This is a genomic window from Actinoplanes sp. NPDC051346 (assembly GCF_040682215.1).
GTDB lineage: Bacteria > Actinomycetota > Actinomycetes > Mycobacteriales > Micromonosporaceae > Actinoplanes.
Window position 1 is genome coordinate 430631 of the sequence record NZ_JBFBAJ010000003.1, and the last position, 21564, is coordinate 452194.

Annotated in this window: 22 protein-coding genes; 6 read left to right on the forward strand and 16 right to left on the reverse strand. The window is 71.0% G+C overall.

Going from position 1 to position 21564, the window contains the following annotated elements; genetic code table 11:
* Positions 1–61: 61 nt before the first annotated feature.
* The 6 genes from AB0M36_RS10240 to AB0M36_RS10265 all read right to left on the reverse strand — a co-directional run bounded on the left by AB0M36_RS10240 (position 62) and on the right by AB0M36_RS10265 (position 6275).
* Entirely contained in the window at positions 62–1990 is a 1929-nt protein-coding gene (locus tag AB0M36_RS10240; protein WP_364155069.1) for a response regulator, read from the reverse strand.
* A 7-nt stretch (positions 1991–1997) separates the two neighbouring features.
* The gene (locus tag AB0M36_RS10245; RefSeq protein ID WP_364155071.1) at positions 1998–2435 is read right to left on the reverse strand and encodes a response regulator; all 438 of its coding nucleotides are present in this window, start codon (positions 2433–2435) and stop codon (positions 1998–2000) included.
* Entirely contained in the window at positions 2432–3610 is a 1179-nt protein-coding gene (locus tag AB0M36_RS10250) for an ATP-binding protein (RefSeq protein ID WP_364155072.1), read from the reverse strand. The genes AB0M36_RS10245 and AB0M36_RS10250 overlap by 4 nt, the downstream gene beginning before the upstream one ends.
* Positions 3611–3647: 37 nt before the next feature.
* A complete protein-coding gene (locus AB0M36_RS10255; protein ID WP_364155073.1) occupies positions 3648–4964 on the reverse strand; it encodes a hypothetical protein in 1317 nt (438 codons plus the stop codon).
* Between the two features lie 99 nt (positions 4965–5063).
* On the reverse strand, positions 5064–5708 hold the full coding sequence (locus tag AB0M36_RS10260; protein WP_364155074.1) for an SIMPL domain-containing protein: 645 nt from the start codon (positions 5706–5708) through the stop codon (positions 5064–5066).
* A 9-nt stretch (positions 5709–5717) separates the two neighbouring features.
* A complete protein-coding gene (locus tag AB0M36_RS10265) occupies positions 5718–6275 on the reverse strand; it encodes a DUF4352 domain-containing protein (protein ID WP_364155075.1) in 558 nt (185 codons plus the stop codon).
* 225 nt (positions 6276–6500) lie between these two features.
* Between AB0M36_RS10265 and AB0M36_RS10270 the strand changes: the two genes are divergently transcribed.
* From AB0M36_RS10270 to AB0M36_RS10285, 4 genes are all read left to right on the forward strand, one after another.
* Positions 6501–7367, forward strand: coding sequence for a hypothetical protein (locus AB0M36_RS10270; protein ID WP_364155077.1), 867 nt, complete (start codon positions 6501–6503; stop codon positions 7365–7367).
* Between the two features lie 86 nt (positions 7368–7453).
* Positions 7454–8218, forward strand: coding sequence for a LamG-like jellyroll fold domain-containing protein (locus tag AB0M36_RS10275; RefSeq protein WP_364155078.1), 765 nt, complete (start codon positions 7454–7456; stop codon positions 8216–8218).
* Entirely contained in the window at positions 8215–9120 is a 906-nt protein-coding gene (locus AB0M36_RS10280; RefSeq protein ID WP_364155080.1) for a hypothetical protein, read from the forward strand. Before AB0M36_RS10275 ends, AB0M36_RS10280 begins: the two co-directional genes overlap by 4 nt.
* Before the next feature lie 64 nt (positions 9121–9184).
* Positions 9185–10114 carry a diacylglycerol kinase family protein gene (locus tag AB0M36_RS10285; protein WP_364155082.1) on the forward strand — a complete coding sequence of 310 codons (930 nt, stop codon included), beginning with the start codon at positions 9185–9187 and terminating at the stop codon, positions 10112–10114.
* A 100-nt stretch (positions 10115–10214) separates the two neighbouring features.
* Here the strand turns inward: AB0M36_RS10285 and AB0M36_RS10290 are convergent, their stop codons facing one another.
* The gene (locus AB0M36_RS10290) at positions 10215–11021 is read right to left on the reverse strand and encodes a SigB/SigF/SigG family RNA polymerase sigma factor (protein WP_364155084.1); all 807 of its coding nucleotides are present in this window, start codon (positions 11019–11021) and stop codon (positions 10215–10217) included.
* Between the two features lie 177 nt (positions 11022–11198).
* Complete coding sequence (locus tag AB0M36_RS10295) at positions 11199–13460, reverse strand: catalase (RefSeq protein WP_364155086.1); 2262 nt, start codon at positions 13458–13460, stop codon at positions 11199–11201.
* A 181-nt stretch (positions 13461–13641) separates the two neighbouring features.
* Here AB0M36_RS10295 and AB0M36_RS10300 point away from each other — a divergent pair, with 181 nt between their 5' ends.
* Positions 13642–14232, forward strand: a complete 591-nt coding sequence (locus AB0M36_RS10300; RefSeq protein ID WP_364155088.1) for a hypothetical protein — start codon at positions 13642–13644, stop codon at positions 14230–14232.
* Positions 14233–14316: 84 nt separating this feature from the next.
* Here AB0M36_RS10300 and dapC read toward each other — a convergent pair whose 3' ends face one another.
* Positions 14317–15405 (reverse strand): succinyldiaminopimelate transaminase, encoded by a 1089-nt coding sequence (gene dapC / locus AB0M36_RS10305; RefSeq protein ID WP_364155089.1) that lies wholly within the window; start codon positions 15403–15405, stop codon positions 14317–14319.
* Positions 15406–15407: 2 nt separating this feature from the next.
* Positions 15408–15734, reverse strand: a complete 327-nt coding sequence (gene fdxA, locus AB0M36_RS10310) for a ferredoxin (RefSeq protein ID WP_071804777.1) — start codon at positions 15732–15734, stop codon at positions 15408–15410.
* Positions 15735–15835: 101 nt separating this feature from the next.
* On the opposite strand from fdxA, the gene AB0M36_RS10315 reads away from it, so the two are divergent.
* A complete protein-coding gene (locus tag AB0M36_RS10315; protein WP_364155092.1) occupies positions 15836–16792 on the forward strand; it encodes a GNAT family N-acetyltransferase in 957 nt (318 codons plus the stop codon).
* 1 nt (position 16793) lies between these two features.
* Here AB0M36_RS10315 and AB0M36_RS10320 read toward each other — a convergent pair whose 3' ends face one another.
* The 6 genes from AB0M36_RS10320 to AB0M36_RS10345 form a co-directional block, all read right to left on the reverse strand.
* The gene (locus AB0M36_RS10320) at positions 16794–17429 is read right to left on the reverse strand and encodes a hypothetical protein (RefSeq protein ID WP_364155093.1); all 636 of its coding nucleotides are present in this window, start codon (positions 17427–17429) and stop codon (positions 16794–16796) included.
* Positions 17426–18766: a hypothetical protein gene (locus AB0M36_RS10325; RefSeq protein ID WP_364155095.1), complete on the reverse strand. Its 1341-nt coding sequence runs from the start codon at positions 18764–18766 to the stop codon at positions 17426–17428. The genes AB0M36_RS10320 and AB0M36_RS10325 overlap by 4 nt, the downstream gene beginning before the upstream one ends.
* A complete protein-coding gene (locus tag AB0M36_RS10330; protein ID WP_364155417.1) occupies positions 18763–19563 on the reverse strand; it encodes an ABC transporter ATP-binding protein in 801 nt (266 codons plus the stop codon). Before AB0M36_RS10330 ends, AB0M36_RS10325 begins: the two co-directional genes overlap by 4 nt.
* A 113-nt stretch (positions 19564–19676) precedes the next feature.
* Positions 19677–20474 carry a zf-HC2 domain-containing protein gene (locus AB0M36_RS10335; protein WP_364155097.1) on the reverse strand — a complete coding sequence of 266 codons (798 nt, stop codon included), beginning with the start codon at positions 20472–20474 and terminating at the stop codon, positions 19677–19679.
* Complete coding sequence (locus AB0M36_RS10340; RefSeq protein WP_364155099.1) at positions 20471–21022, reverse strand: RNA polymerase sigma factor; 552 nt, start codon at positions 21020–21022, stop codon at positions 20471–20473. Before AB0M36_RS10340 ends, AB0M36_RS10335 begins: the two co-directional genes overlap by 4 nt.
* A 72-nt stretch (positions 21023–21094) precedes the next feature.
* Complete coding sequence (locus AB0M36_RS10345) at positions 21095–21559, reverse strand: hypothetical protein (RefSeq protein WP_364155101.1); 465 nt, start codon at positions 21557–21559, stop codon at positions 21095–21097.
* Positions 21560–21564 lie beyond the last annotated feature (5 nt).

Consider the following 21564-nt stretch of genomic DNA (forward strand, 5'->3'; position numbering starts at 1 on the left):
GGTGCGAGTCTCGCCGATCCCAGCGGCCCGCGCGGCCGAAACGGGTGGATCGGCCGGACCGCTACGAGCCTGTGCCATGGCGCAGAAGCCGGTGCAACTCGGTGAGCAACGTGTCCTTGCCGAAGGGCTTGCGCAGCAGCGGGGCGTCGGGCGGAAGCTCCTGCCCGCCGGGCGCGATGCCGTTGGTGTAGCCGGACATGAACAGCACGGGCAGGTCCGGCCGGTTGCGCCGCAGTTCCGCCGCGAGCTGGGTGCCCGACATGCCGGGCATGATGACGTCGGTCAGCAGGACGTCGATCTGCACCTGATCCTCGAGGCACAGCTTGAGGGCCTCGTGCGGCGTCGCGGTCCGGTGGATCCGGTAGCCGGCCTTGGTCAGGATGCGGCAGACGATGTCGCGGACGGCGTCCTCGTCCTCGACGACCAGCACGATCTGCCCGGTGTCGCCGGTGGGCGGTGGCGGTGCGTGGTCGTCGGCGCCGGAGGCCGGGGCGGCGGTCGCGGGCAGGCAGACCCGCAGGGTGGTGCCCTGGCCGGGCCGGGACTCCAGCTCGATCGTGCCGGCCGCCTCGGTGACCGCCCCGTACGCGGTGGCCAGGCCCAGCCCGGTGCCCTGGCCGCGCCCCTTGGTGGTGAAGAACGGCTCGAAGGCGCGCGCGGCGACCTCGGCGGACATCCCACAGCCGGTGTCGGTGATGGTCAGCGTGACGGCGGACCCGTCGCCGACCTGCGTGTCGCCGGTATCGCCGGTGGCGATGGTCAGCCGGCCGCCGGTGGGCATCGCGGCGCGCGCGTTGACGACGGCGTTCATCAGCACCTGTTCGAGCTTGCTGCGGTCCATCGTCACCGGTGGCAGCCCAGGCTGCAGCATCGTGCTCATCTCGATGTCCTCGCCGAGCGTACGGCCGAACAGCTTCTGCATCTCCTGCACGACGGCGTTGAGGTCGAGGACCTCCGGCTGGGACGGCTCCAGGCGGCTGAAGATGAGTAGCTGGCGGATCAGGGCCGTACCCCGCGCCGCGGCCTGCTGGATGCCGCCGACGTCGGACTGGACGGGATCGTCCGGCGGAAGATCCTCGGCGAGCATGGCCGCGTAGCCCGAGATCACCGCCAGCAGGTTGTTGAAGTCGTGTGCGACCCCGCCGGCGAGCTGGCCGAGGGAGTCGAGGCGCTCGGCCTGGCGCAACTGCCGTTCCAGCTCGGCGCGTTGCTGCTCGGCGAGCACCTGTTCGGTGGTGTCCCGCAGAATGCCCTCCACCGCGACGACCCGGCCGTCGTTGTCGGTGATCGCGACCGCGCGCTGCTCGGTCCAGACGGTCTCGCCGGTCGGTCCCACCCACCGGACGGTGACCGTGCCGGGCCGCGGCGACCGCCAGGACTGCTCCAGCGCCGGCCGGTCCTCCGGCTCGACGAGGCGGAAGATGAGGTCCGGATCGCCGTAGAAGTCGTCGGGCGGCCGTCCGATGATCGAGGCGATCGCGGGGCTCAGATACTCGACGGCGGGCTCCGGAACCAGCCGGTAACGGAAGATGATGTCCTGGGCATGCTCGGCGAGCAGCCGGAACCGTTCCTCGCTGTCACGCAGCGCCGCCTCGGCCCGGCGGCGCTGCCGGCGCTCCGCGGCCTCGCGGAGTTCGCGCTGCACGGCGGGTGCCAGGCGGGCCAGCTTGCTCTTGAGGACGAAGTCCTGTGCGCCGGCGCGCATCACCGCCGCCGCGACCTCCTCGCCGACCTCGCCGGAAACGAGAATGAAGGGAATGTCCGGGTCCTGCCGGCGGATCTGGTCGAGCGCGTCCTCGGCCCGCAGCGCCGGCATGTTGTAGTCGCAGATCACCACGTCGGGTGGCCGCTCGCGCAGGGCGGCGGCCACGTCCGCGGCCGTGTCGACTCGGGTGTGTTCGACCGTCAACCCGGCACGGACGAGATGCCGGGCGATCAGGAAAGCGTCGTCGTCGCTGTCGTCGATGACGAGCAGATGGCAGGGATCCACGCCGTCCTCACCGGCCCAACCCGGGCGGGAGCGGCTCGTTGACGAGCAGCCAGTACACGCCGAGCACCTTGGCGGCGGCGAGGAACTCGTCGAAGACCACCGGCTTGCGGACGTAGCTGTTGGCGCCGAGCCGATAGCTCGCGACGATGTCGCGCTCCTCGTTCGAGGTGGTCAGCACCACGACGGGCAGGCCCATGGTGCGTTCGTCGCCGCGGATGGTGCGCAGCACCTCCAACCCGTTCACCTTGGGCAGGTTGACGTCGAGCAGGATCAGGGCCGGCTTCAACGGCGGGCTGTCGTCCTCGGGAAGCAGCAACCGCAGCGCCTCCTCGCCGTCGCTCGCCACGATGACCTCGTTCTTGATGTGGTTCTTGGCGAACGCGCGCACGGTGAACATCACGTCGTCGGGATTGTCCTCGACCAGCAGGATGGGGCCGTCGCTCATCGGATCTCCCAGTCGCCGGGTGCGGGGGTGAGACTGAACCGGAACGTCGCTCCGTTGCCCGGCGAGCTGTCGGCGACGATCTGACCGCCGTGCCGGGTGATGATCCGCTGCACGATCGCCAGGCCGATGCCGGTGCCCTCGTATTCGGCGGCCGTGTGCAGCCGCTGGAACGGGTCGAAGAGCTTGTGCGAGTAGCGCATGTCGAAACCCGCTCCGTTGTCGGTCACCGCGAACACCTCGACGTCCTGCCACGACGTGGAGTCCATCGTGATGGTGGCGTCGGCCCGGTTGGCGGTGAACTTCCAGGCGTTGCCGAGCAGGTTCTGCAGCACCAGCCGGATGAGATGCGGGTCCGCCTGCGCTACCAGCCCGTCGGCGACGGCGACGTCCACCGAGCGCGCAGGATCGGCGTTGCGCAGCTCCGCGACCACCTCGCGAGCCAGCGCCGAGAGGTCGGTGTGCTCGCGGTGCAGCTCGGTGCGGGTCGCGCGGGACAGGCCCAGCAGGTCGTCGATCATCTGCGCCATGCGGGCGACATTGGCCTGGATGCGCCGCAGGTACTGCTGGCCCTGCTCGTCGAGGACCTCGGCGTAGTCCTCCTGCAGAACCTGGCTGAAGCCTTCCAGGCTGCGCAGCGGCGCGCGCAGGTCGTGGGAGACCGAGTAGGCGAACGCGTCGAGCTCGCGCGTGGAGGCTTCGAGCTCGGCGGTGCGTTCACGCACGCGGAGCTCCAGGTTCGCGTTGAGCTGGCGTACCTGCTCCTCGGCCCGCTTGCGGGCGGTGATGTCGGTCGAGATGCCGCACACGGCGTAGGGGTGGCCGCTCGCGTCGATGAGAGGGAACTTGACCGTGATGTACGTGCGTACCTCGCCGTCGCCGAAGACTTCCTCCTCCATCTGCACGGGTACGCCCCGCGCGAAGGCCTCCAGGTCGTTGGCGCGGAAGGCGTCGGCCGTGTCCCGGGGGAACAGGTCATGGTCGGTCAGGCCCACGATGTTCTCGCGGTGCAGGCTGAACAGCCGCTCGTACTCGCGGTTGACCAGCATGTAGCGGCCGTCGGCGTCGCGCATGTAGATGACGGCGGAGGTGTGGTCGATCAGCGCCATCAGCTGTTCGTGGCCCACCTGCGCCGGTGGCCGCACCCCCGTCGGGTTGACGTTCACCTTCGTGTCCACCATCCGCTCCCGGGCTGGCCCACGGTGGGCGCGGCCGTCAGGACACCAGCAACACCTCTACCGGTTCAATTCCCATCAAATCCGACCGTACCGCATGCCTTGGGGCGCCTTCTCCGACTTCCGCATCGAGGGCCGGGTGCAGCGCCGCCAGCACGTGGTCGCGCCGAGCCCGGGTCAGCCGCTCCAGGTAGGTCTCGGTCATGCCCGTCGTGCCGGTCCGGTTGGACACGACGGCTTTGTCGCCGATGCCGGCGGCGTCGCGCTGACGCTGCGGTTTGAACAGGAACTTCTTGCTCAGCATGAGGTGCGAGCCGGCCGCCCGGGCGTGCGCGGTCAGCACGTCGTACCAGTCCACCAGCACGGGATGGCGGGCGACCAGGCGACGCAGATCCGCGACCTCCGCGCCGGACAGCCAATCCAGGTCGATGTCGAGGGCGGCGGCCACCCGCTGCGGCAGGGTCGGCTGCGCCATCAGGCGCTCCAGCGCCTCCCGCTCCTCGGTGAGCAGGCCCGGAAACAACCGGCGTACGTGCGTGGCGTAATCGGGAATCGCGATGCCCAGCAGAAAGTCGCGCTTGAGTCCCTCGATGTCCAGGGCGCCGCTGGGCGGGATGTCGCCAGGCGTCCAGTGGACGGCGAACTGGCGGAACACGTCCATGAATTGCTCGGGGGGCATGCTGTGCTCCGGCGGCAACGCCGCGAACTCCAGGAACAGTTGCCGAAGCGCGCCCAGCAGGACGGTCGCGGTCCGCACCCGGGACAGCGCTTCCGGGCTGTCCCAGCGGGTTTCCGGGGTGGCCAGCGGCTCGAGCAGGTCGTTGATCGCGCGCTCGACCGCCTCGCCCTTCTTGACCAGCGCGAAGAAATGCTCCTCACCGCTCGTGCCGGTGTAGGTGCGGGTGCGGCCGTCGTCGAACACTCCCGGGAGCACCGCCACGGTTCGCTCGCCCATGCGGACCTCGACCGTTCCCACATTCCACCGCACCAGCGAGGCGTAGCTGTCGCGGTGGTCGTGGCCCGTACCCGTGTGGTCGGCGAGCGCGGCGAAGTAGCGCTGGAACGGGATCTGCTGCGTGCCGGCTTCTAGAGCGTCGAAGGCCCGCTCCGGCGTTTCCTTACCGCCGGGCGTGCGTTCCTGGTAGTGCCGCGCCACCGAGGCGCCAACGAAGCCGAGATTGACCACCAGTTGCTGCGCCTGCGCCACGGACAGCCGGTCGGGCAGGGGTAGGTCGGGCAGGATCACCTCGCGCAGCGCCTCGTTCAGCGCCGGAGGAGCCAGATCATTGTGCAGAATCGCCTGGTTGAGCCGCGGCAGCTCATCCAAAACCCATGCCCCGAGCTGCGGCAACACCATCGCACTCACACCCTTCAGACCTGGGATTGAACCCATCGGCATGGAGAGCCCGGTCTGAAGAGTTCCCTTTAACGGGATCTGTCACACATTTTCGCCCTATTACAGCAAGGTCGGCGAGGTGATCGTCACGCGTACCGCCACCGCGGCGTGCACCGTCTGCGGCTGCGGATCGACCTCGAGCTCGAGGTCGGCGGACTCCATGCCGTAGGCCGCCGCGCGCATCATGCCGCCGCCACCGCCACCGCCGGCGCCCTCGTCGGAGATCTCGACGAGGCGGTCCACCTGCGCGCCGACCGCCTCCGCATACTCCCGAGCCCGGCCCAACGCGTCGGCGATCGCCTCCCGCCGCACGTCGGCGCCCGCCCGGCTGCCGGCACGCAGCTGCCACCACGGACCGGAGACCGTGGTCTGGTCGGCGTCGGCCAACCGCAGCAGCATCTCGCCGAGCGCGCCGAAGTCGGTCACGGTGACCGTGGTGCTGACGCTGCCGACGTACGCCGAGACCCGCTCGCCGCCGCGCTTGAGCTCGGGTCGCACCTGGATCCCGCCGGTGTCCCGCCGCTCGATGGCGTCGGTGTAGTCGTCGAGCGCGGCGCGCAGCGCGGCCGCCCGCTCGGCCAGCCGAGAAAGGGCCGCCTGCCGATCCTTGTCCCGCGCGGACACGGTGACGGAAAACTGCGCGATCTCCGGCGGCACCTCGCGGACGGCCTCGCCACGGACAACGATCATGGGTTGATCCACCATCCGAGAAACCTACGCCCGCACGAGCGGAAAGCGCATTCCCCGGGTACGGACGGAGTCCCGCAACACGATCGACGTCAACCGGGTGCCGCGCGGAACATCGAACACCAGCGTGCCGCGGACGCGCACTCCGACGTCGATGCGCTCGAGGATGCCGGGGCGCCCGCCCCCCACGTACATGGCGGCGCCGGCCTCGCTGACAAAGGCGGAACCGTCGGCGGCGTACGCGGTCTGCGCCGCGCCATCGAGGACCGCGGCATGCGTGCCGATGTTCCGCACCGACACCGCCACCAGGCAGAACTCCCCCCGCGCCCGCTGACCGAAGTTGTCGCTGCCCAGCCGCCGGGCGCCGCAGCGTATCCCGGTGACCGAGAACTGAAAGCCGCCGGCCGCCTCCTGGCGCGTGGACTGTCCGGCGTCCAGGCCGAGGCTGGCCGACAACGAATTCGCGATCACCGCGATCACCGCGAACAGGGCGACCAAGGAGGCGACCATCAGTACGGCAAGGCCGCCGGCGATCCACGGCCACAGCATCCGGGCGCCGCGGCGCCGGGTCCCGTGAAAAGACATGGGCTCCCCATCGCCGGTCCGGACGTGCAGCGTGGCCGGATCAACCACCCGAGGACCCGGCCACGCTCCCTGACAAACCGGCGGCCGCACCTGCCGGAAGTGGCCCGAACAGCCATCCTCCGCCACCCGGTCGGCTCCGCTGGGCGGTCCCGGCCGCTGACACCCGTCGCAGCGAACCATGTCTCACTCCCGCGCCGAATGACGGTCTTCGCCCGTTATGAACCGATGGCGGGCCCCGACGGCCGGGCACCGCCGCCCGCGCCCGACTCGTCCCGCGACGAGAAGTCCGCCCACGACCCAGGGGAGTTCGCCGTGACCGTGACCGAACACCAGATCAAGGACCGCATCAAGGCCGTCCTCGCCGGAACCTCTCCGGACAGCGCGACCTCGGAGCATCCGTTGATCGTGTCGGGCACCATGCACCCGAACCAGGCACTCCAGGTGCTCACGCTCGCCCAGCGGACGGCCGAGGAGCACATCGCCATTGCCAACCGCCAGGCCGACAAGATCCGTACGGACGCCCAGGCGGCGGCCGACAAGATCGCCGCGGACGCGGCGGCCCACTCGCAGAACATCCGCCGGGAGGCCGACAAGGTCCTGGCCGACGCGCGCGCGACCGCGGAGCGGGCGGCCCACGAGACACGTGCCCGGGCCGAGGAGGCCCGGCGCAGCGCGGACCAGATCGTCTCGGACGCCCGGACGCAGGCCCAGGCCGTCGCCAGAAAGGCGGAGGAGCAGGCGGATCAGCTCAAGCTGCAGGCACACCAGCGATACGAGGACACCGTCGGCAGCCTCGGCGCCAAGCGGGAGGCATTGCAGCGGCAGATCGAGTCGCTGGAACACTTCGACCGCGACTACCGGGCGCGGCTGACGTCGTTCATGCAGAACCAGCTTCGCGCCCTCTGGGTCGACGTTCCGGCCGTCGGCGACGAGCTGGACGAAGCCGGCCCGCGGGCCCAAGCCGCGGAACCCGAGGCCGCCGCGCCCGAGGCCGTCGCGCCCGAGGCCGTCGCGCCCGAAGGCGCCGGATCCGAGGCCGCCGGGTCCGAGGTGGAGGGTGACGACCAGGACGGATCCGAGGGAAACGAGTAACCGCCCTCCGTTCGGCTATCACCTCCTGCCCGTTCGACCGCGCCGCCAAGCGGCCTCCATATCCCCCACAATGGGATAATTCGGGCATGATTGACGATCATCAGCCGCAGGTACGGTCGCGTCGCGGGCGCTGGAGGACGGGAGCGATCGTGGCCGCCACCGCCGTGGCGGTCACGATCGGCGGCTCGTTCTGGATACGCGCCGACGCGGGCACCGCACCGACCGAAGTGGTCCGTTACACCTTCGACGACACCGCCGGCACGCTCTTCCCCGACGTCACCGGCGGCCCGCAACCGCTCAAGACGGTCAGCAGCAAGGGCGGCGCGCTCACCTCGATCGCGCACGGCAACGGCACAGCCATCCAGTTCCCGCCGCCGTGCCGCCACGAACCGTGCCCCCGGGTCGCGCTGCGGGCCAAGAACTCGGCGAGCCTCAACCCGGGCCGCGGACCGATCCGCTTCGGCGCGTCCGTCCTGCTCTCCCGGCAGCAGACCACCAAGGGCGAAAACATCGTCCAGAAGGGCTATTCGGCCCGCGGCAGCCAATACAAACTGCAGATCGACGGTACGGCGGGAAAGCCGAGTTGCGCCATGGTGGACGCCGAGGGCCGCGTCCACATCGCCCGCAGCAGCGTCACGGTCGCGGACGACTCCTGGCACACGCTGGAGTGCCGTCGCAAGGGCACGTGGCTGTCCATCCGGGTCGACGGCCGGCGCCGAGGCAGCACCACCGTTCCGGCCGATCTGACGATCTCCAACACCGTCCCGCTCAGCATCGGCGGCAAGGGCGCGTACCGCGACAACGACCAGTTCCAGGGCGCCCTCGACGACGTCTGGGTCGCCCTCGGATGACGCGACCCAAGGCAACCGCCCTCGCTCTTGCCGCCGCGAGCGCCCTCGCCGTGCCCGCTACTGCCGCGACGGCCGCCCTCCCGAATGCCGTGGCGCCGGCCGATCCCGCCTTGCTGGAGGCGGTCACCGAGATCACCGACGAGTGGCCCATCAAGGTCGAATACCGGGTACGCCGCGGCGACGTCGTGCGTGCCCCGCTCGGCGTGCTCAGCGCGGACAAGAACCCGATCCGCGGCCTGGTCGCGAAGGTTCAGATCGGCCCGGACCTGCGGTTCACCCATCGCTACCGCAACTGCTGGTACACCGTCGACGGCGATGAGGAAATCGCCTGGTGCGAGTTCACGACGGCGTTGCTGCCGGCGCACGGCGGGCTGGCCATCACGACGCCGGTCGCCGCGGTCAGGACCGACACCGAGCCGGGAACGGTCGCGGGCGTCGGCTTCCGCTGGCAGAGCAAGGGCTGGTCCGATGCCCGCGGTGGCCTGCGCCCGGTCACCGCGTTCTTCGCCGGGCCGGGCGAGCCGGTCGTGCGGGGAGACCAGGGCATGCTGACCCTCAGCAAGTCGGAGCTGCCGGTCGCGGACATCCGCACCAACGGCAACTTCATCAGTCTCACCGTGACAAACGAGCCGCCGCTCATCCCGAACGCTTCCTTATCCGCATCCCCGTCCGCGACGCCTTCCGCCTCTCCTTCCGCCACGCCATCCGTGGGTTCCCCGTCCGCTTCCCCTTCCGCGTCCCCCTCGCTGTCATCGGCGACCGGCGGAGCGGCTCCGACGGGCGGCGAGGGCCTTCCCATCACCGGCGCGCCGATCGTCCCCGTGGCGGCGGCGGGCGGCATCCTCCTGCTCCTGGGACTCGCCGCCCGCATCACGCGCCGACGCACCCGCTTCACCGCCTGACCGAACAATGCGAGGAACAACAGCCCCATAGTTGCTGGACCCCGAGCCGGTAGGGTCAGCGCCGATGCGAACAAAGCAGCAGCTCAGTGCGGACATTCACGGCGAGCGTCGGGCGGCCCTGGTGGTCAACGCCCATTCCCGGCGCGGCGGAAGGCTCTATCACGACGCTCGGGCCCGGCTGCTCGGCGCCGGCTTCACGCTGCTGGGAGACTTCCCGGTCGACCGTCCCGCGGAGCTGGAGGCGAGCCTGTCGGCCGCCGCCGCGCTGGGCCCGGACCTGCTGGCCGTGGGCGGTGGCGACGGGACGATCAGCACGGCGGCGCGGGTGCTCGCCCACCGCGATATCGCGCTCGGGTTGTTGCCGCTGGGCACGACCAACAACTTCGCCCGTACGGTGGGTGTGCCGCTCGACCTCGGCGAGGCGGTCGCGACGCTGGCAAACGGCACGGTGGTCGACGTGGATCTGGGGCTCGCCGGGGATCTGCGGTTCACCAACCACGTCGGCGTCGGCCTCAGCGCGGACGTGATGATCAAGGCGCCGCGGCGGTTGAAGCGGGTCGCCGGGCGGCTCGCGTACCCGATGACGGCCCTGGCCCTGCTGGCCCGGCACCGGCCATTGCGGACCGTGGTGCGCGCCGGTGGCCGGCAGCACGAATTTCTCACCCATCAGCTGTACGTGGCCAACGGCGGCTTCCACGCCGGACGGCCGATCGCCGAGGACGCGGACGCCGACGACCGGCTGCTGGTGGCCTACCCGGTGGGCGGTGCGAGCCGGCGGGATCTACTGCGGGACACGGCCCGCAACGCTGCCACCGGACACCGCCGCACCCTGCGCGACGAACCCTTCCTCGCGGTCGGTGAGCTGTGGCTGGAGACCGACCGGCCGGCCCGGGTGGAGGTCGACGGCGAGCCGTCCGGGCAGACGCCCATCCGGATCAGCGTCGATCCCAACGCGCTGCGGGTCATGGCACCGGTCGGCACCGTGGACCGCTGACCCGGGCGGCACGGCCACCCGGCCACGGACAGCAAGCCCCACCCGGACAGCAAGCCCCGCGCGGCGCGCGAGGCTTGCTGTGGGGCAGCGGAAGTGCGGCTCAGACGGCGAGCTCGAGGTGGCCGCGCAGCTTGGCGAGGGCCTTGGTGAGCAGCCGGGAGACGTGCATCTGCGAGATGCCGACCTGCTCGGCGATCTGCGACTGGGTCAGGTTGCCGTAGAAGCGCAGAGCGATGATCTTCTGCTCACGCTCGTCCAGCTTCGCCAGCGCCGGGCCGAGCGCGAGGCGCGTCTCGGTGAGTTCGAAGCCCAGGTCCTCGCCGCCGAGAGTGTCGCCGAGCTCGGTGCTGCCGTCGGCGTTGACCGGGGTGGACAGGCTGGTGGCGTTGTAGGCGCGGGCGCCCTCCAGGCCCTCGAGCACCTCCTCCTCGGTGACACCGAGGTGGTCGGCCACGTCCGCGACCGTCGGCGAGCGGCCCAGCGTGTGGCTGAGCGTGTTGTTCGCCGCCGTGATCGCCAGGCGGAGCTCCTGCAGCCGCCGCGGCACCCGGATGGACCAGGTGCGGTCACGGAAGTGGCGCTTCAACTCGCCGACGATGGTGGGGATCGCGAAGCCGGCGAACTCGACGCCGCGGTCGGCCTCGAACCGGTCGACCGCCTTGATCAGACCCATCACGGCGACCTGGAAGAGGTCGTCGATCGGCTCGCCGCGACCGGCGTACCGGTTGGCCAGGTGCCGCGCGAGGGGCATCCACGCCTCGATCGCACGGTCCCGCACCGCGGCCCGGGACGGGTGTCCGGCGGGCAGGGCGGCGACCGCGGCGATCAGCTCGCTCGCGCGGTCCGTTGTCGCCGATGCATCAGCAGCGAGGTCGGCGCTGTCGACAGGGGCGGCGATAACGGTCATGGAGGCTCCTTCGGATCCGGCCACCGAGCGTCGGCGGCCCTGTTCCCTGTAGCGACCAGCGACGGGCCGGAAATGCCGGACTCCGTCGCGGGCCGCCCATTGTTTGCCCAATGACAAGGGAGTCTCAAACTCATACGAACAGTCAGAGGACTACACCGAAAGGTTGATGTTGAGCCGTCAGACGACCGTGGCGGGGAACCGCTCCCACACCCGGTGGGCGGCGAGCAACGCCTGCACTGCGGCGAGCGCCTCCGGGCCCGAGTCGGCCGTGACGACCCCGGGCGTACCGGCGACGCCGACCTGGTCCAGCACGGCGACGCCGGCGCCCCACGCCCCGATCGCCTTGGCATGCCGCCAGGCCTCCTCGACCAGCAGAGCCACGCGTGGGTCCACGGTGACCGGTGCCGCGGCGCCGGCCTTGGCGTCGCGGGCCGGCAACGCGTCCGGCGCGGGTGGCGGCGCCGTGGCGAGCAGGATCGCGTCGAACTCGATCGACCGGGCGGTGGCGAAGGTGCGCTGCACGCTCAGGTGACCCACCATGCCGCCGTGCGCGGCGATCAGCAGGGGCACCATGCCGGCGCCGAACACCGCCTGCCGCACCGCGTCGACGCCGTCCAGATCGCCGTCGTCGTCGACGACGATGCCGACGATCCGGCCGTCGGCCGGCCATTCCTCGCCGACCTGCGACAGCGCCGGGCTCGCGGTAACCTCCGCCAGGGGCACGGTCGGCTCGGGTACGGGCAGCCCCAAGCCGACGGCGACCTGCTCACACAGCACCGGGTCGATGTTCGCCAGGCAGCGCAGCTGCCGTTCCTTGATCGCCTGCTCGTAGCACTTGCCCAGCTCGAAGGTGTAGGCGCGGATGATGTGCTCCTTCTCGACCGGCGACATGCTCAGCCAGAACAGGCGGACCTGGCTGTAGTGGTCGTCGAAGGAGGTCGGGTTCGCCCGCACCTTCGGCGCCTCCGCCACCCGGACGGGCACGTCGACGAACGCGTTCTCCTTGACCCCCGCCGGGAACGGGTTGCCACCGTCGAGCGAGTTCGGCCGGTACGGCGCGACCCCCGCGTGCACGGCGTGCTGGTGGAACCCGTCGCGCAGCATGTCGTTGACCGGGGCGTGCGGGCGGTTGATCGGGATCTGGGAGTAGTTCGGGCCGCCCAGCCGGGTGAGTTGCGTGTCGACGTACGAGAAGAGCCGGCCCTGCAACAGCGGATCGTTCGTCACGTCGATGCCCGGCGGCAGATGGCCCAGGTGGAAGGCGACCTGTTCGGTCTCGGCGAAGAAGTTCGTGGGCGTGCGGTTGAGGATCAGCTTGCCGATCGGCTGCACCGGCGCGAGTTCCTCCGGCACGATCTTCGTCGGGTCGAGCAGGTCGATTCCCGCGAAGGTCTCCTCACCGATGTCCGGGAAGACCTGGATGCCCAGCTCCCACTCGGGGAAGGCGCCGGCCTCGATCGCGTCGTACAGATCGCGGCGGTGGAAGTCGGGGTCCACGCCGCTCGCGAGCTGCGCCTCCTCCCAGTCCAACGAGTGCACGCCCAGCTTGGGCTTCCAGTGGAACTTGGCCAGCGCCGTCTCGCCGACCGCGTTGACCAGCCGGAACGTGTGAACGCCGAAGCCCTCCATGGTGCGGTAAGAGCGCGGAATGCCCCGGTCGGACATGTTCCAGATGGTGTGGTGCTGCGCCTCCGTGTGCAGGGAGACGAAGTCCCAGAACGTGTCGTGCGCGCTCTGCGCCTGCGGGATCTCGCGGTCGGGGTGCGGCTTAGCCGCGTGGATGATGTCCGGGAACTTGATGGCGTCCTGGATGAAGAACACCGGGATGTTGTTGCCCACGAGGTCGAACGTGCCCTCGTTGGTGTAGAACTTCGTGGCGAAGCCGCGGGTGTCGCGCACGGTGTCCGCGGATCCCCGGGAACCGAGGACGGTGGAGAACCGGACGAAGACCGGGGTCTCTTTGTCCTTCGCGAGGAAGCCGGCCCGAGTGACGCCATCGGCGGTGCCGTAACCGGTGAACACGCCGTGCGCTCCGGCGCCGCGGGCGTGCACGACCCGTTCCGGGATCCGCTCGTGGTCGAAGTGCGTGATCTTCTCTCTGAAGTGGTGGTCCTGCATCAGGATCGGGCCCCGAGGCCCGGCCTTCAGCGAGTGGTCGGTGTCGGTGAGCCTGGCACCCTGCGCCGTGGTGAGGTAATCACCCTGCTGGCCGTTCGAGATGCTCGGCGCGCCGGTTTCGGCTCCGGTCGGCGTACGGGTCTCCGGGGAGCCCTGCTCGCCCTTCGGCGGCAGCGGCCCGTGCGGCGTGGTCGGTTCCTCGAGGGGCGCCGGGGCGCTGCCTGGCGTACCGGGCACGTCGGGCGTCAGCGCGTCGGTCACCTTCGCGGCGGCGGCCTCGACAACGTCCTTGACCACCTCGGTCGGCTTACGGGAATTCATCGGTACGACTACCTCCAGGACGGCCGGTGGGGGGGCCATCAGCGCGTACCCGACCATTTCCCGGACAAACAGGAGGAGGCGACGAATCGGTCACCCGTTACGGATCATCCGAATGGTGTAACTCGCGATCTTCATGGCGTACTGAGGTTTTCGCTCCCTTTTGGGCGGTACCTTTCCGACCATGATCAGGATCACACACTTCCTCCGCAACGCGGCCGTCGCGGGCATTGTCGCCGCAACCGTCATCCTGCCCATCAATGGCGGCACCGCGTCGGCGGCCCCGGCGAAGCCGTCGGCCCCCGCGGCGGTCCAGGCGCCGGCGCTGAGCAGCGCCGCCAAGGCGTTCACGCACAAGTGGAAGGGAGCTGTCTGCGTCAACGGGCACGTGGAGAACATCGGCTGGCAGGGCTGGCGCTGCAACAAGGCCGGACACCCGGTGATGGTCGGCACGACCGGTCAGTCGCTGCGCCTCGAGGCGCTCTCCATCCTGACCACGAAGCCGGGTGGCATCTGCGCGAAGGCGCACGTGCAGAACATCGGTTGGATGCGCACCCGCTGCGCGGGCCAGTACCGGATCGTCACGGTCGGCACCACCGGGCAGGCACTGCGCATGGAGGCCATCCGGCTCAGCACCCCCAAGCGCATCTGCGTCTCGGGACACGTCCAGAACATCGGCTGGCAGGGCTGGGACTGCGCCAAGCACTGGAACTGGGCCGAAGCCGGCACCACCGGTCAGAGCCTGCGCCTGGAGGCGCTGAAGGTGCTGATCTGACCGATCACCGCTTCTCCTCACCGCCGCGGGCGGGGGCTTCGGCTCCCGCCCGCCTTAACGTGCGCGTGCGCGAGGAGGCGGAGGTCAGGCGGAGAGGCGGGCGACCGCGGCCGCGACCCGCTCGTCCGTGGCCGTCAGGGCGACGCGCACATGCTGCGCCGCCGCCCGGCCATAGAAGGCGCCGGGCGCCGCGAGGATGCCACGCTCGGCGAGCCAGTCGACCGTCTTCCAGCACTCCTCGCCGCGGGTCGACCACAGGTAGAGACCCGCGCCGCTGTGCTCGATCGAGAAGCCCGCGCCGGTCAGCGCGCTGTGCAGTGCGGTGCGACGGGCCGCGTATCGCTCCCGCTGGGCGGCGACGTGGGACTCGTCGCCGAGGGCCGCGATCATCGCCGCCTGCACCGGCGCCGGGACGATCATGCCCGCGTGCTTGCGAACCGCCAGCAACTCCGCCACCACGGCCGGGTCACCGGCGACGAATCCCGCCCGGAAGCCCGCCAGGTTGGATCGCTTGGACAGCGAGTGGACGGCCAGCAGGCCCGTGTAGTCGCCGTCGCAGACCTCGTCGGACAGCACCGACACCGGCGTCTCTTCCCAGCCCAACGAGAGGTAGCACTCGTCGGCGGCCACGATCACGCCGCGCTCGCGGGCCCACTCGACGACCTTGCGCAGGTGCGCCGCCGGCAGAACCTTGCCGGTCGGGTTCGACGGCGAGTTGACCCAGATCAACTTGATCCGCCGGTCGGGGCCCAGCGCGGTCAGCGAGTCGCTGCGGACCGCCTCGGCGCCGGCGAGCCGCACTCCCACCTCATAGGTCGGGTAGCACACCCGCGGAATGACGACGAGGTCACCAGCGCCCACGCCGAGCAGGGTGGGCAGCCACGCCACCAGCTCCTTGGAGCCGATGGTGGGCAGCACCGCGGGCGTACCCGAGGCGCCGCAGGCCTGGGCCAGCCAGGCCGAGATCGCCGCACGCAGCGCCGGGGTCCCCGCGGTCTGCGGATAGCCCGGCGCGTCGGCGGCGGCCGCCAAAGCAGCCTGGACCGACGCCGGCACCGGATCGACCGGCGTGCCGACCGACAGGTCGACGATGCCGTCCGGATGCGCGGCGGCGACTGCTTTGGCCGGGGCCAGCAGATCCCAGGGAAAATCGGGCAGCGACGCCGAAAGCACGGTCAGTGCGCGTCCCCACGCGGCGCCTGCGCCGCCACGAACGTCGCGTCCTTCTCGATCTTGCCCACCTTCGACGCGCCGCCGGGGGAGCCGAGATCCTCGAAGAACTCGTAGTTGGCGTTCGTGTAGTCCTTCCACTGCTCCGGGACGTCGTCTTCGTAGAAGATCGCCTCGACCGGGCAGACCGGCTCGCAGGCCCCACAGTCGACGCACTCATCGGGGTGGATGTAGAGCATCCGGTTTCCCTCGTAGATGCAGTCGACCGGGCACTCCTCGATGCATGCCTTGTCCAGCACATCGACGCAGGGCTCAGCGATGATGTAGGTCACGGTCTTTCCCTTCAAGAGCCTTGCTTCTCGATAGCCCGAGCCGCTCGAAAAGCGCGACGGTACGGGCAGAGCCTAGTATCTCGCCGGGAGGGAGGTGGGACGTGCTCCGACGGCAGGATGTGGGACACCGGGTTGTCGTGCGTCGAATTGTAGGTGTTTCCCAGAATCGCCCACTTTTCACGGATGCGCTCGGGGAACTTGTCGAGCTGACGGAGACGGATCTCACTCTCGCGACGGCCAAGGGGACGTTACGGGTGCCGCTCAAGGACGTCCACCGGGCGAAGCGGGTGCCCGCCGCACGTAGGCCACCGGCCGCGGAGGTCATCGCCCTGGAACTGGCGGCCAACGACGGCTGGCCGGCGCCGGTCCAGGCTCGGCTCGGCGCCTGGGTGCTGCGGTCGGCCGGCGACTGGACGGGCCGGGCCAACTCGGCGCTGGCCGTCGGCGACCCGGACCGCACCCTCGACGCCGCGATCGACGCGGTCGAGCGGTGGTACGCGGCCCGCGGCCAGCGACCCCTGGTCAACGCCCCGATGCCCCTGGCGGCGCCGGTCAACGCGGCCCTCGACGAACGCGGCTGGACGGCCCGCCCGCTGACCCTGGTGCAGACCGCCCACGTGTCCGGCCTGCTGGAGTTCCCGGGGGACGACCTGCCCACGGTCGAGCTCGCCGACGCCCCCACCGACGACTGGTACGCGATGGTCGCCGAGCACAAGGGCACCCTGCCCGCGACGGCGAAACAGGTGCTCACCGGCGTACCCGAAGCGGTCTTCGCCCATGTTCGCGACGCGGGCGGCGACCTGCTCGCCGTCGCCCGCGGCGCGGTCAGCGGGCCGGACCGCTGGCTGGGGGTGTCGCTGGTGCAGACCGCTCCGGCGGCGCGGCGGCGGGGACTGGCCGCCCACGTCATGCGTGCCGTGGCGGGGTGGGCGCGGCAGCGGGGATCGGCGCGGGCCTACCTGCAGGTGGAGGAGCGCAACGCTTCCGCCGTCGCGCTCTACCGGAAGCTGGGCTTCCGCACCCACCACACCTATCTGACCCGCGAGGCGCCGGTCTGACTCAGGCCGGGGCCGGATCGGAGGCGGGCCGGGGCGGGGTGCCGCGCAGGGAGAAGGCGAGCAACCCGGCGATCGCCAGCGCCGCCGCCACGATGGCGGCGGGCCTGCTGTCGATCGGCTGCATCATCCAGGTGAGGGCCTGCCTCGTCCATGAAGGGGGCCCCTCGGCGGCGCCGCCTTCCCCGGCGATGGCGGAGATGTAGAGCGCGGGAAGAGTCCACAGCAGCGGCAGGAACCACGAGCGGTGAGCGCCCAGCAGCGCCGCGCCCAGGGCGGTCAGCCCGAGCAGCCCGGCGACGTCGCGGGAGACCTCGGCGGCGGGCCCGAATCTGGCCGGCGTCGCCAGGGTCGCCAGCAGGACCGCCGTGATGAGCGCGTACGTCACCAGGAGGTGTGCCAGCCGGCGCGGCCGCCAGGGCTTCGCCGCGGTGCGGTCCAGCGCGTCATCGGGCCCGGCCAGGGTCACGGAGACCGCGCTGACCAGCAGGACGACGATGAGCAGCACGTAGGGAAAGTCCACGTCCCGCGTTTTCGAGAACATCGTCCAGGGCGTCCACGCCAGGGCAACGAGACCCAAGCCGGCGCCGGCGATCGGCGGGACGCCGCGGGAGCGCAGGTACAGCGACAGCCACCTCATTTCGACCGCCCGGTCAGGATGTCGGTCAGGCTGGTGCCGCACTGCTCCCGCGCGGCCCGTACGGCGGCGATCCGCTGCAACGCCTGCTTGCGCGGCAGCGCCTGCAGTCCGTCCCAGAGCTGGCGAACGCGGTTCGGCTCGGAGAGGACCTGCGCGGGATCCGTAGGGCGCCCGGCCAGCCAGTATCCGCCGGCCTCGGCTGCCGCCTGATCCTCGTCGTACTGCTTCTGGGTAGTGTCGGGACAGGATCGGGCGAGGAAGTCCCTCAGGGTTCGCGGCACGAAGTCCTCGCCGGCTCGCGGCCTGATCTCGCCCCCGGCTTCGACCAGGAATTCGAGGCTGTTCGGATCGGGGGACACCCCCGGCGCGTCCCTGCCGTCCCCGTAGCTCAGAGTCCAGTCCTCCATCGCCGATGTCGGCGCGCCGGGCAGCTCGGCGACCTTGGCCAGCGCCTCCCGGGCCAGCGGTGTCATCTTCGGCAGTTGGGCCGTGCGCACCTTCGTGACGCAGACCCGCGGGGTTCCGTCGGCGCAGACCATCTGAGCGCCGACAAGGTCGCGCACCCAGGGGGTGCTGTCGGTGTCCTGCCGCGGGGCGATCGCCACGGCCAGGCCGACGCCGAGCACCAGCGGCGCGATCGCCGTCAGGCGGGACCGCCGGGTGGCGGCGGCGACGAGGACCAGTCCGGCCACGGCCAGGCCGGCCAGCCAGATCGCCTGACCCCCGTTGAATCCGGCGGGCAGCGTGTAATAGGGGTCCCAGGGCCGCGACATGTACGGCGACAGCAGATTGCCGAGCCATTCGCTGCCCCGGAAGACCACACTCAGCGAGATCTGCACCCCGAAGCCGACCACGGCCAGCGCCGGAGCGGTCACCAGGAACGGCAGCAGGTAGCCGACGCCCATCCCGATCCACACCGCCGCCACCAGCGACAGGACGCCGTTGGCCACCATCGCGGGCACCGAGCCGGGCAGGTAGGTCGCGGTGTCGGCGATCCACGCCGCGGCCGCGGCGAACGCCACCAGGTAGGCCACCGTAACGGCGAGGGCCTGGACGGCCGCGGTGACGGCCAGCCGCTGCCACCGGGGCCGGGCCACGGTGTGGAGAAGCTCGTCCACCTGGGCCCGGTGCTCCTGGCGCATCTGCCAGGCGCCCAGCGCCAGAGCGAGCGGCCACAGCAGGATGAGATAGGTCCGCTGGGCGGTGCCCAGGTAGAGCCACCCCTCCGCCCACATCCCGGGGGAGACGAACATGCAGATCAGGCCGGCGACCAGTAACAACAGGAGGGTCAACGGCGCGGCGGAACGCCGCGCATTGATCCGAAGCACCCGGATCATCGACCATTCGCCTTCCGGTACGCCCGCAGCAGCGCCGAGTACCCGCGCTCGGCGGGACTGTCACCGGCGTCGCCCGCGTCGCCCCGCGAGGCGAGGTCCGCCGGCGTCCCCTGATAGACCAGGCGTCCCGCGTCGACGAGCACGACGTCGGAACAGGCCGCGACGACGTCCTCCACCAGGTGGGTGGAGACCAGCACGCAGCTGTCCACGCCGATCTCCCGCAGCAGCTCGCGGAAGTCGAGGCGCTGTTCCGGGTCCAGACCCACGGTCGGCTCGTCGAGCAGCAGGATCTCCGGGTCGTTGACGATCGCCTGGGCGATGCCCGCACGCCGCAGCATGCCGCCGGAGAGGGTCTTGAGCTTCGAGTCGGCGCGGTCGGTCAGACCCACCCGGTCGATGGCCCGCTGCACCGCCGCGGCGATGTTCGCCTTCGGCATCTCCTTGAGCCAGGCCATGTATTCCACGAACTCGCGCACGGTGAAGCGCGGGTAGAAGCCGAAATGCTGCGGCAGATAGCCCAGATTGCGGCGGATCTGGCGCAGGTCGGCCCGCCCGGAGACATCCTGGCCGAGCAGGGCCAGCGCCCCGCCGGAGGGGTTGATCACCGTGGCCAGGGCGCGCATGAGCGTGGTCTTGCCCGCGCCGTTGGGGCCGAGCAGGCCGTGCACGCCGGTGCCGATGGCCAGGTCGAGCCCGTCGACGGCGAGGTGCCGTCCGGCGCGGACCTGCAGGCCCGAGGCGTGCACCGCCCAGGCATACGTGGTCGGTGCCGTTTCGGCCGCGCTGATGACGCGCATCATCGTCTCTCCGTTCGTCGTGCGAGTGTCGTTGCGAGACGTTCGTCGTGCGAGGTGTCGTGCCAGACGTTCGTCGTTGGGGGTCGAGCGAGACAGGGGTGCGACGGCCCGGATCAGTTGCCGCCGGCGCCGAACCGGCGATGGTCGCCGGCCCGGATGATCACCAGGCCCACGAGAACCACGGTGATCACCGCCCAGACCGGCCAACTGCCGCCGCTGAGCAGGGCCGACAGCCGGTCCGAGACCAGGCTCGGCAGCACCACACCGGCGGACCAGACGACGGTCAGCGCGAGGGCGGCCCGCTCGAGGCCGACCAGCCCGCCGAGGGCCAGGCTTCCGGCGGTGAAGGCCAGGCACGGCAGCAGCCATACGGCCGGGGAATGGCCAGTGCCCCAGGCCGCCACCGCCAGAACCGGGATGACCGCCGCCAGCACGGCCAGCGTGCGGCGCAGCAGCAGCACCAGCCCGGTGCGGGGCATGGTGGCCACCAGTTCCCAGGCCGGATCGGTACGCCGGCTCCAGGAGGCGGCGATCGGCAGCAGCGGCGCCACCGGCGCGAGCAGCAGCACCAGCGACGGCACGTCGGGGTAGAGCTCCTCGAAGAGGACCGCGGCCAGCATCAGGGCGACCGCGGTGGCCAGCCACGGCAACACCCGGGCGGTCACGCCGGTGCGCCGCAACCGGCGCCGGCGAAGCACCGGCGGGGGTCCGGCGGCGATGCCCGAGGAAATGCCCTCGGACACCCGCTCCAGCAGGTCACGCGTGCCGGGATCCACGACGTCGGTCAGCAGTCCCCGGCAGGTCGCGCAGGACTCCAGATGGGCCTCCACCGCCCAGACGGTCGCGTCGTCGACGTCGGTGGCGCCCTCGGCGTAGCGGGAGATCAGCTCGGTGGACGGGTGAGGGGTCATGACAGCGCCTCCCGCAGCGCGATACGGGCCCGGCGAGCGCGGGTCTTCACGGTTCCTTCCGGCATGCCGAGCAGCAGCGAGGTCTCCCGGACGGTCAGGCCGTCGAGCACCATCGCCCGCAGCACCTGGCGCAGCTCCGGCGGCAGGGCCAGCAGGGCGCGCTCGAGATCGGCGTCGATCCGGCCGGCCATCGCCTCGTCCTCGGCGGCGGGCGCCACGGTCTCGACCGTCGCCACCGTCGGTACGCGGGATCGGCGGGCCCGGCTGCGGAACGCGTCGACCAGCCGGTGCGCCGCGATGGTCCAGAGCCAGCCGAGGGCACTGCCCTGTGCCGAGGCGTGCGCCTGGCTGCCGGCGGAGCGCCAGACCGCCAGGTAGGTCTCCTGGAGCACGTCGGCGACGACGTCCTCGTCGGCGCAGCGCCGGCGCAACCGCACCGCCAGCCACGGCGCGGTCCGCCGGTAGAGCTCGTCGAAGGCCCCGCGGTCGCCGCGCGCGGTCAGGCGCAGCAACTCCCCCTCGTCGAGCTCCTGCAAGGTTCGTCTCACACCCGGCTAGACGACGGGCGCGGCGGCGGCGGTTCTCCCAGGCATGTGGTCTGCATCACAACCGATCATCGGTCAGCGCCGCACGACGCGCCGGGGCTTGGCCGTCTTCGCCTCGGAGAAAGCCTTCAGCGACTTCGAGCGGTAGTCGCGACCGAGCATCGTGGCGATCCAGTAGCCGAGCAGGGTGCCGACGATCGCGAAGCCGCCGTAGAGCCACACCTGGGAGAAGAAGTTGCCGGCGCCGCCGGAGAACGGGTAGGCGCCGCTGACGAACGGGCCCACGAGAATGGTGAGCAGCATGCCGCCGATCGCCGCGGCGGCCAGGTCGGGCAGCCACGTGCCGGGCGGAACCCGCTGCGCCCGCACGAACGTCACCGCCGCCAGCACCAGGCCGATGACCGTGAACATGCCGAGGGAGATGCGGTTCTCGGCGGTCGCGTCGCCGGAGAAGCTCAGACGCGTCACCAGCCGCGCCACCACGTTGATCGCGAACAGCGCCGCGGCCAGCACCGCGATCGACTTCCCACGCTGCTTCATGCCAT

Coding starts and splice junctions, on each gene's coding strand:
- AB0M36_RS10245 (WP_364155071.1), bottom strand. CDS start 2,435: ATGAGCGACGGCCCCATCCTGCTGGTCGAGGACAATCCCGACGACGTG.
- AB0M36_RS10255 (WP_364155073.1), bottom strand. CDS start 4,964: ATGGTGTTGCCGCAGCTCGGGGCATGGGTTTTGGATGAGCTGCCGCGG.
- AB0M36_RS10260 (WP_364155074.1), bottom strand. CDS start 5,708: ATGGTGGATCAACCCATGATCGTTGTCCGTGGCGAGGCCGTCCGCGAG.
- AB0M36_RS10265 (WP_364155075.1), bottom strand. CDS start 6,275: ATGTCTTTTCACGGGACCCGGCGCCGCGGCGCCCGGATGCTGTGGCCG.
- AB0M36_RS10270 (WP_364155077.1), top strand. CDS start 6,501: ATGGCGGGCCCCGACGGCCGGGCACCGCCGCCCGCGCCCGACTCGTCC.
- AB0M36_RS10275 (WP_364155078.1), top strand. CDS start 7,454: ATGATTGACGATCATCAGCCGCAGGTACGGTCGCGTCGCGGGCGCTGG.
- AB0M36_RS10280 (WP_364155080.1), top strand. CDS start 8,215: ATGACGCGACCCAAGGCAACCGCCCTCGCTCTTGCCGCCGCGAGCGCC.
- AB0M36_RS10285 (WP_364155082.1), top strand. CDS start 9,185: ATGCGAACAAAGCAGCAGCTCAGTGCGGACATTCACGGCGAGCGTCGG.
- AB0M36_RS10290 (WP_364155084.1), bottom strand. CDS start 11,021: ATGACCGTTATCGCCGCCCCTGTCGACAGCGCCGACCTCGCTGCTGAT.
- AB0M36_RS10295 (WP_364155086.1), bottom strand. CDS start 13,460: ATGAATTCCCGTAAGCCGACCGAGGTGGTCAAGGACGTTGTCGAGGCC.
- AB0M36_RS10300 (WP_364155088.1), top strand. CDS start 13,642: ATGATCAGGATCACACACTTCCTCCGCAACGCGGCCGTCGCGGGCATT.
- AB0M36_RS10320 (WP_364155093.1), bottom strand. CDS start 17,429: ATGAGGTGGCTGTCGCTGTACCTGCGCTCCCGCGGCGTCCCGCCGATC.
- AB0M36_RS10325 (WP_364155095.1), bottom strand. CDS start 18,766: ATGATCCGGGTGCTTCGGATCAATGCGCGGCGTTCCGCCGCGCCGTTG.
- AB0M36_RS10330 (WP_364155417.1), bottom strand. CDS start 19,563: ATGCGCGTCATCAGCGCGGCCGAAACGGCACCGACCACGTATGCCTGG.
- AB0M36_RS10335 (WP_364155097.1), bottom strand. CDS start 20,474: ATGACCCCTCACCCGTCCACCGAGCTGATCTCCCGCTACGCCGAGGGC.
- AB0M36_RS10345 (WP_364155101.1), bottom strand. CDS start 21,559: ATGAAGCAGCGTGGGAAGTCGATCGCGGTGCTGGCCGCGGCGCTGTTC.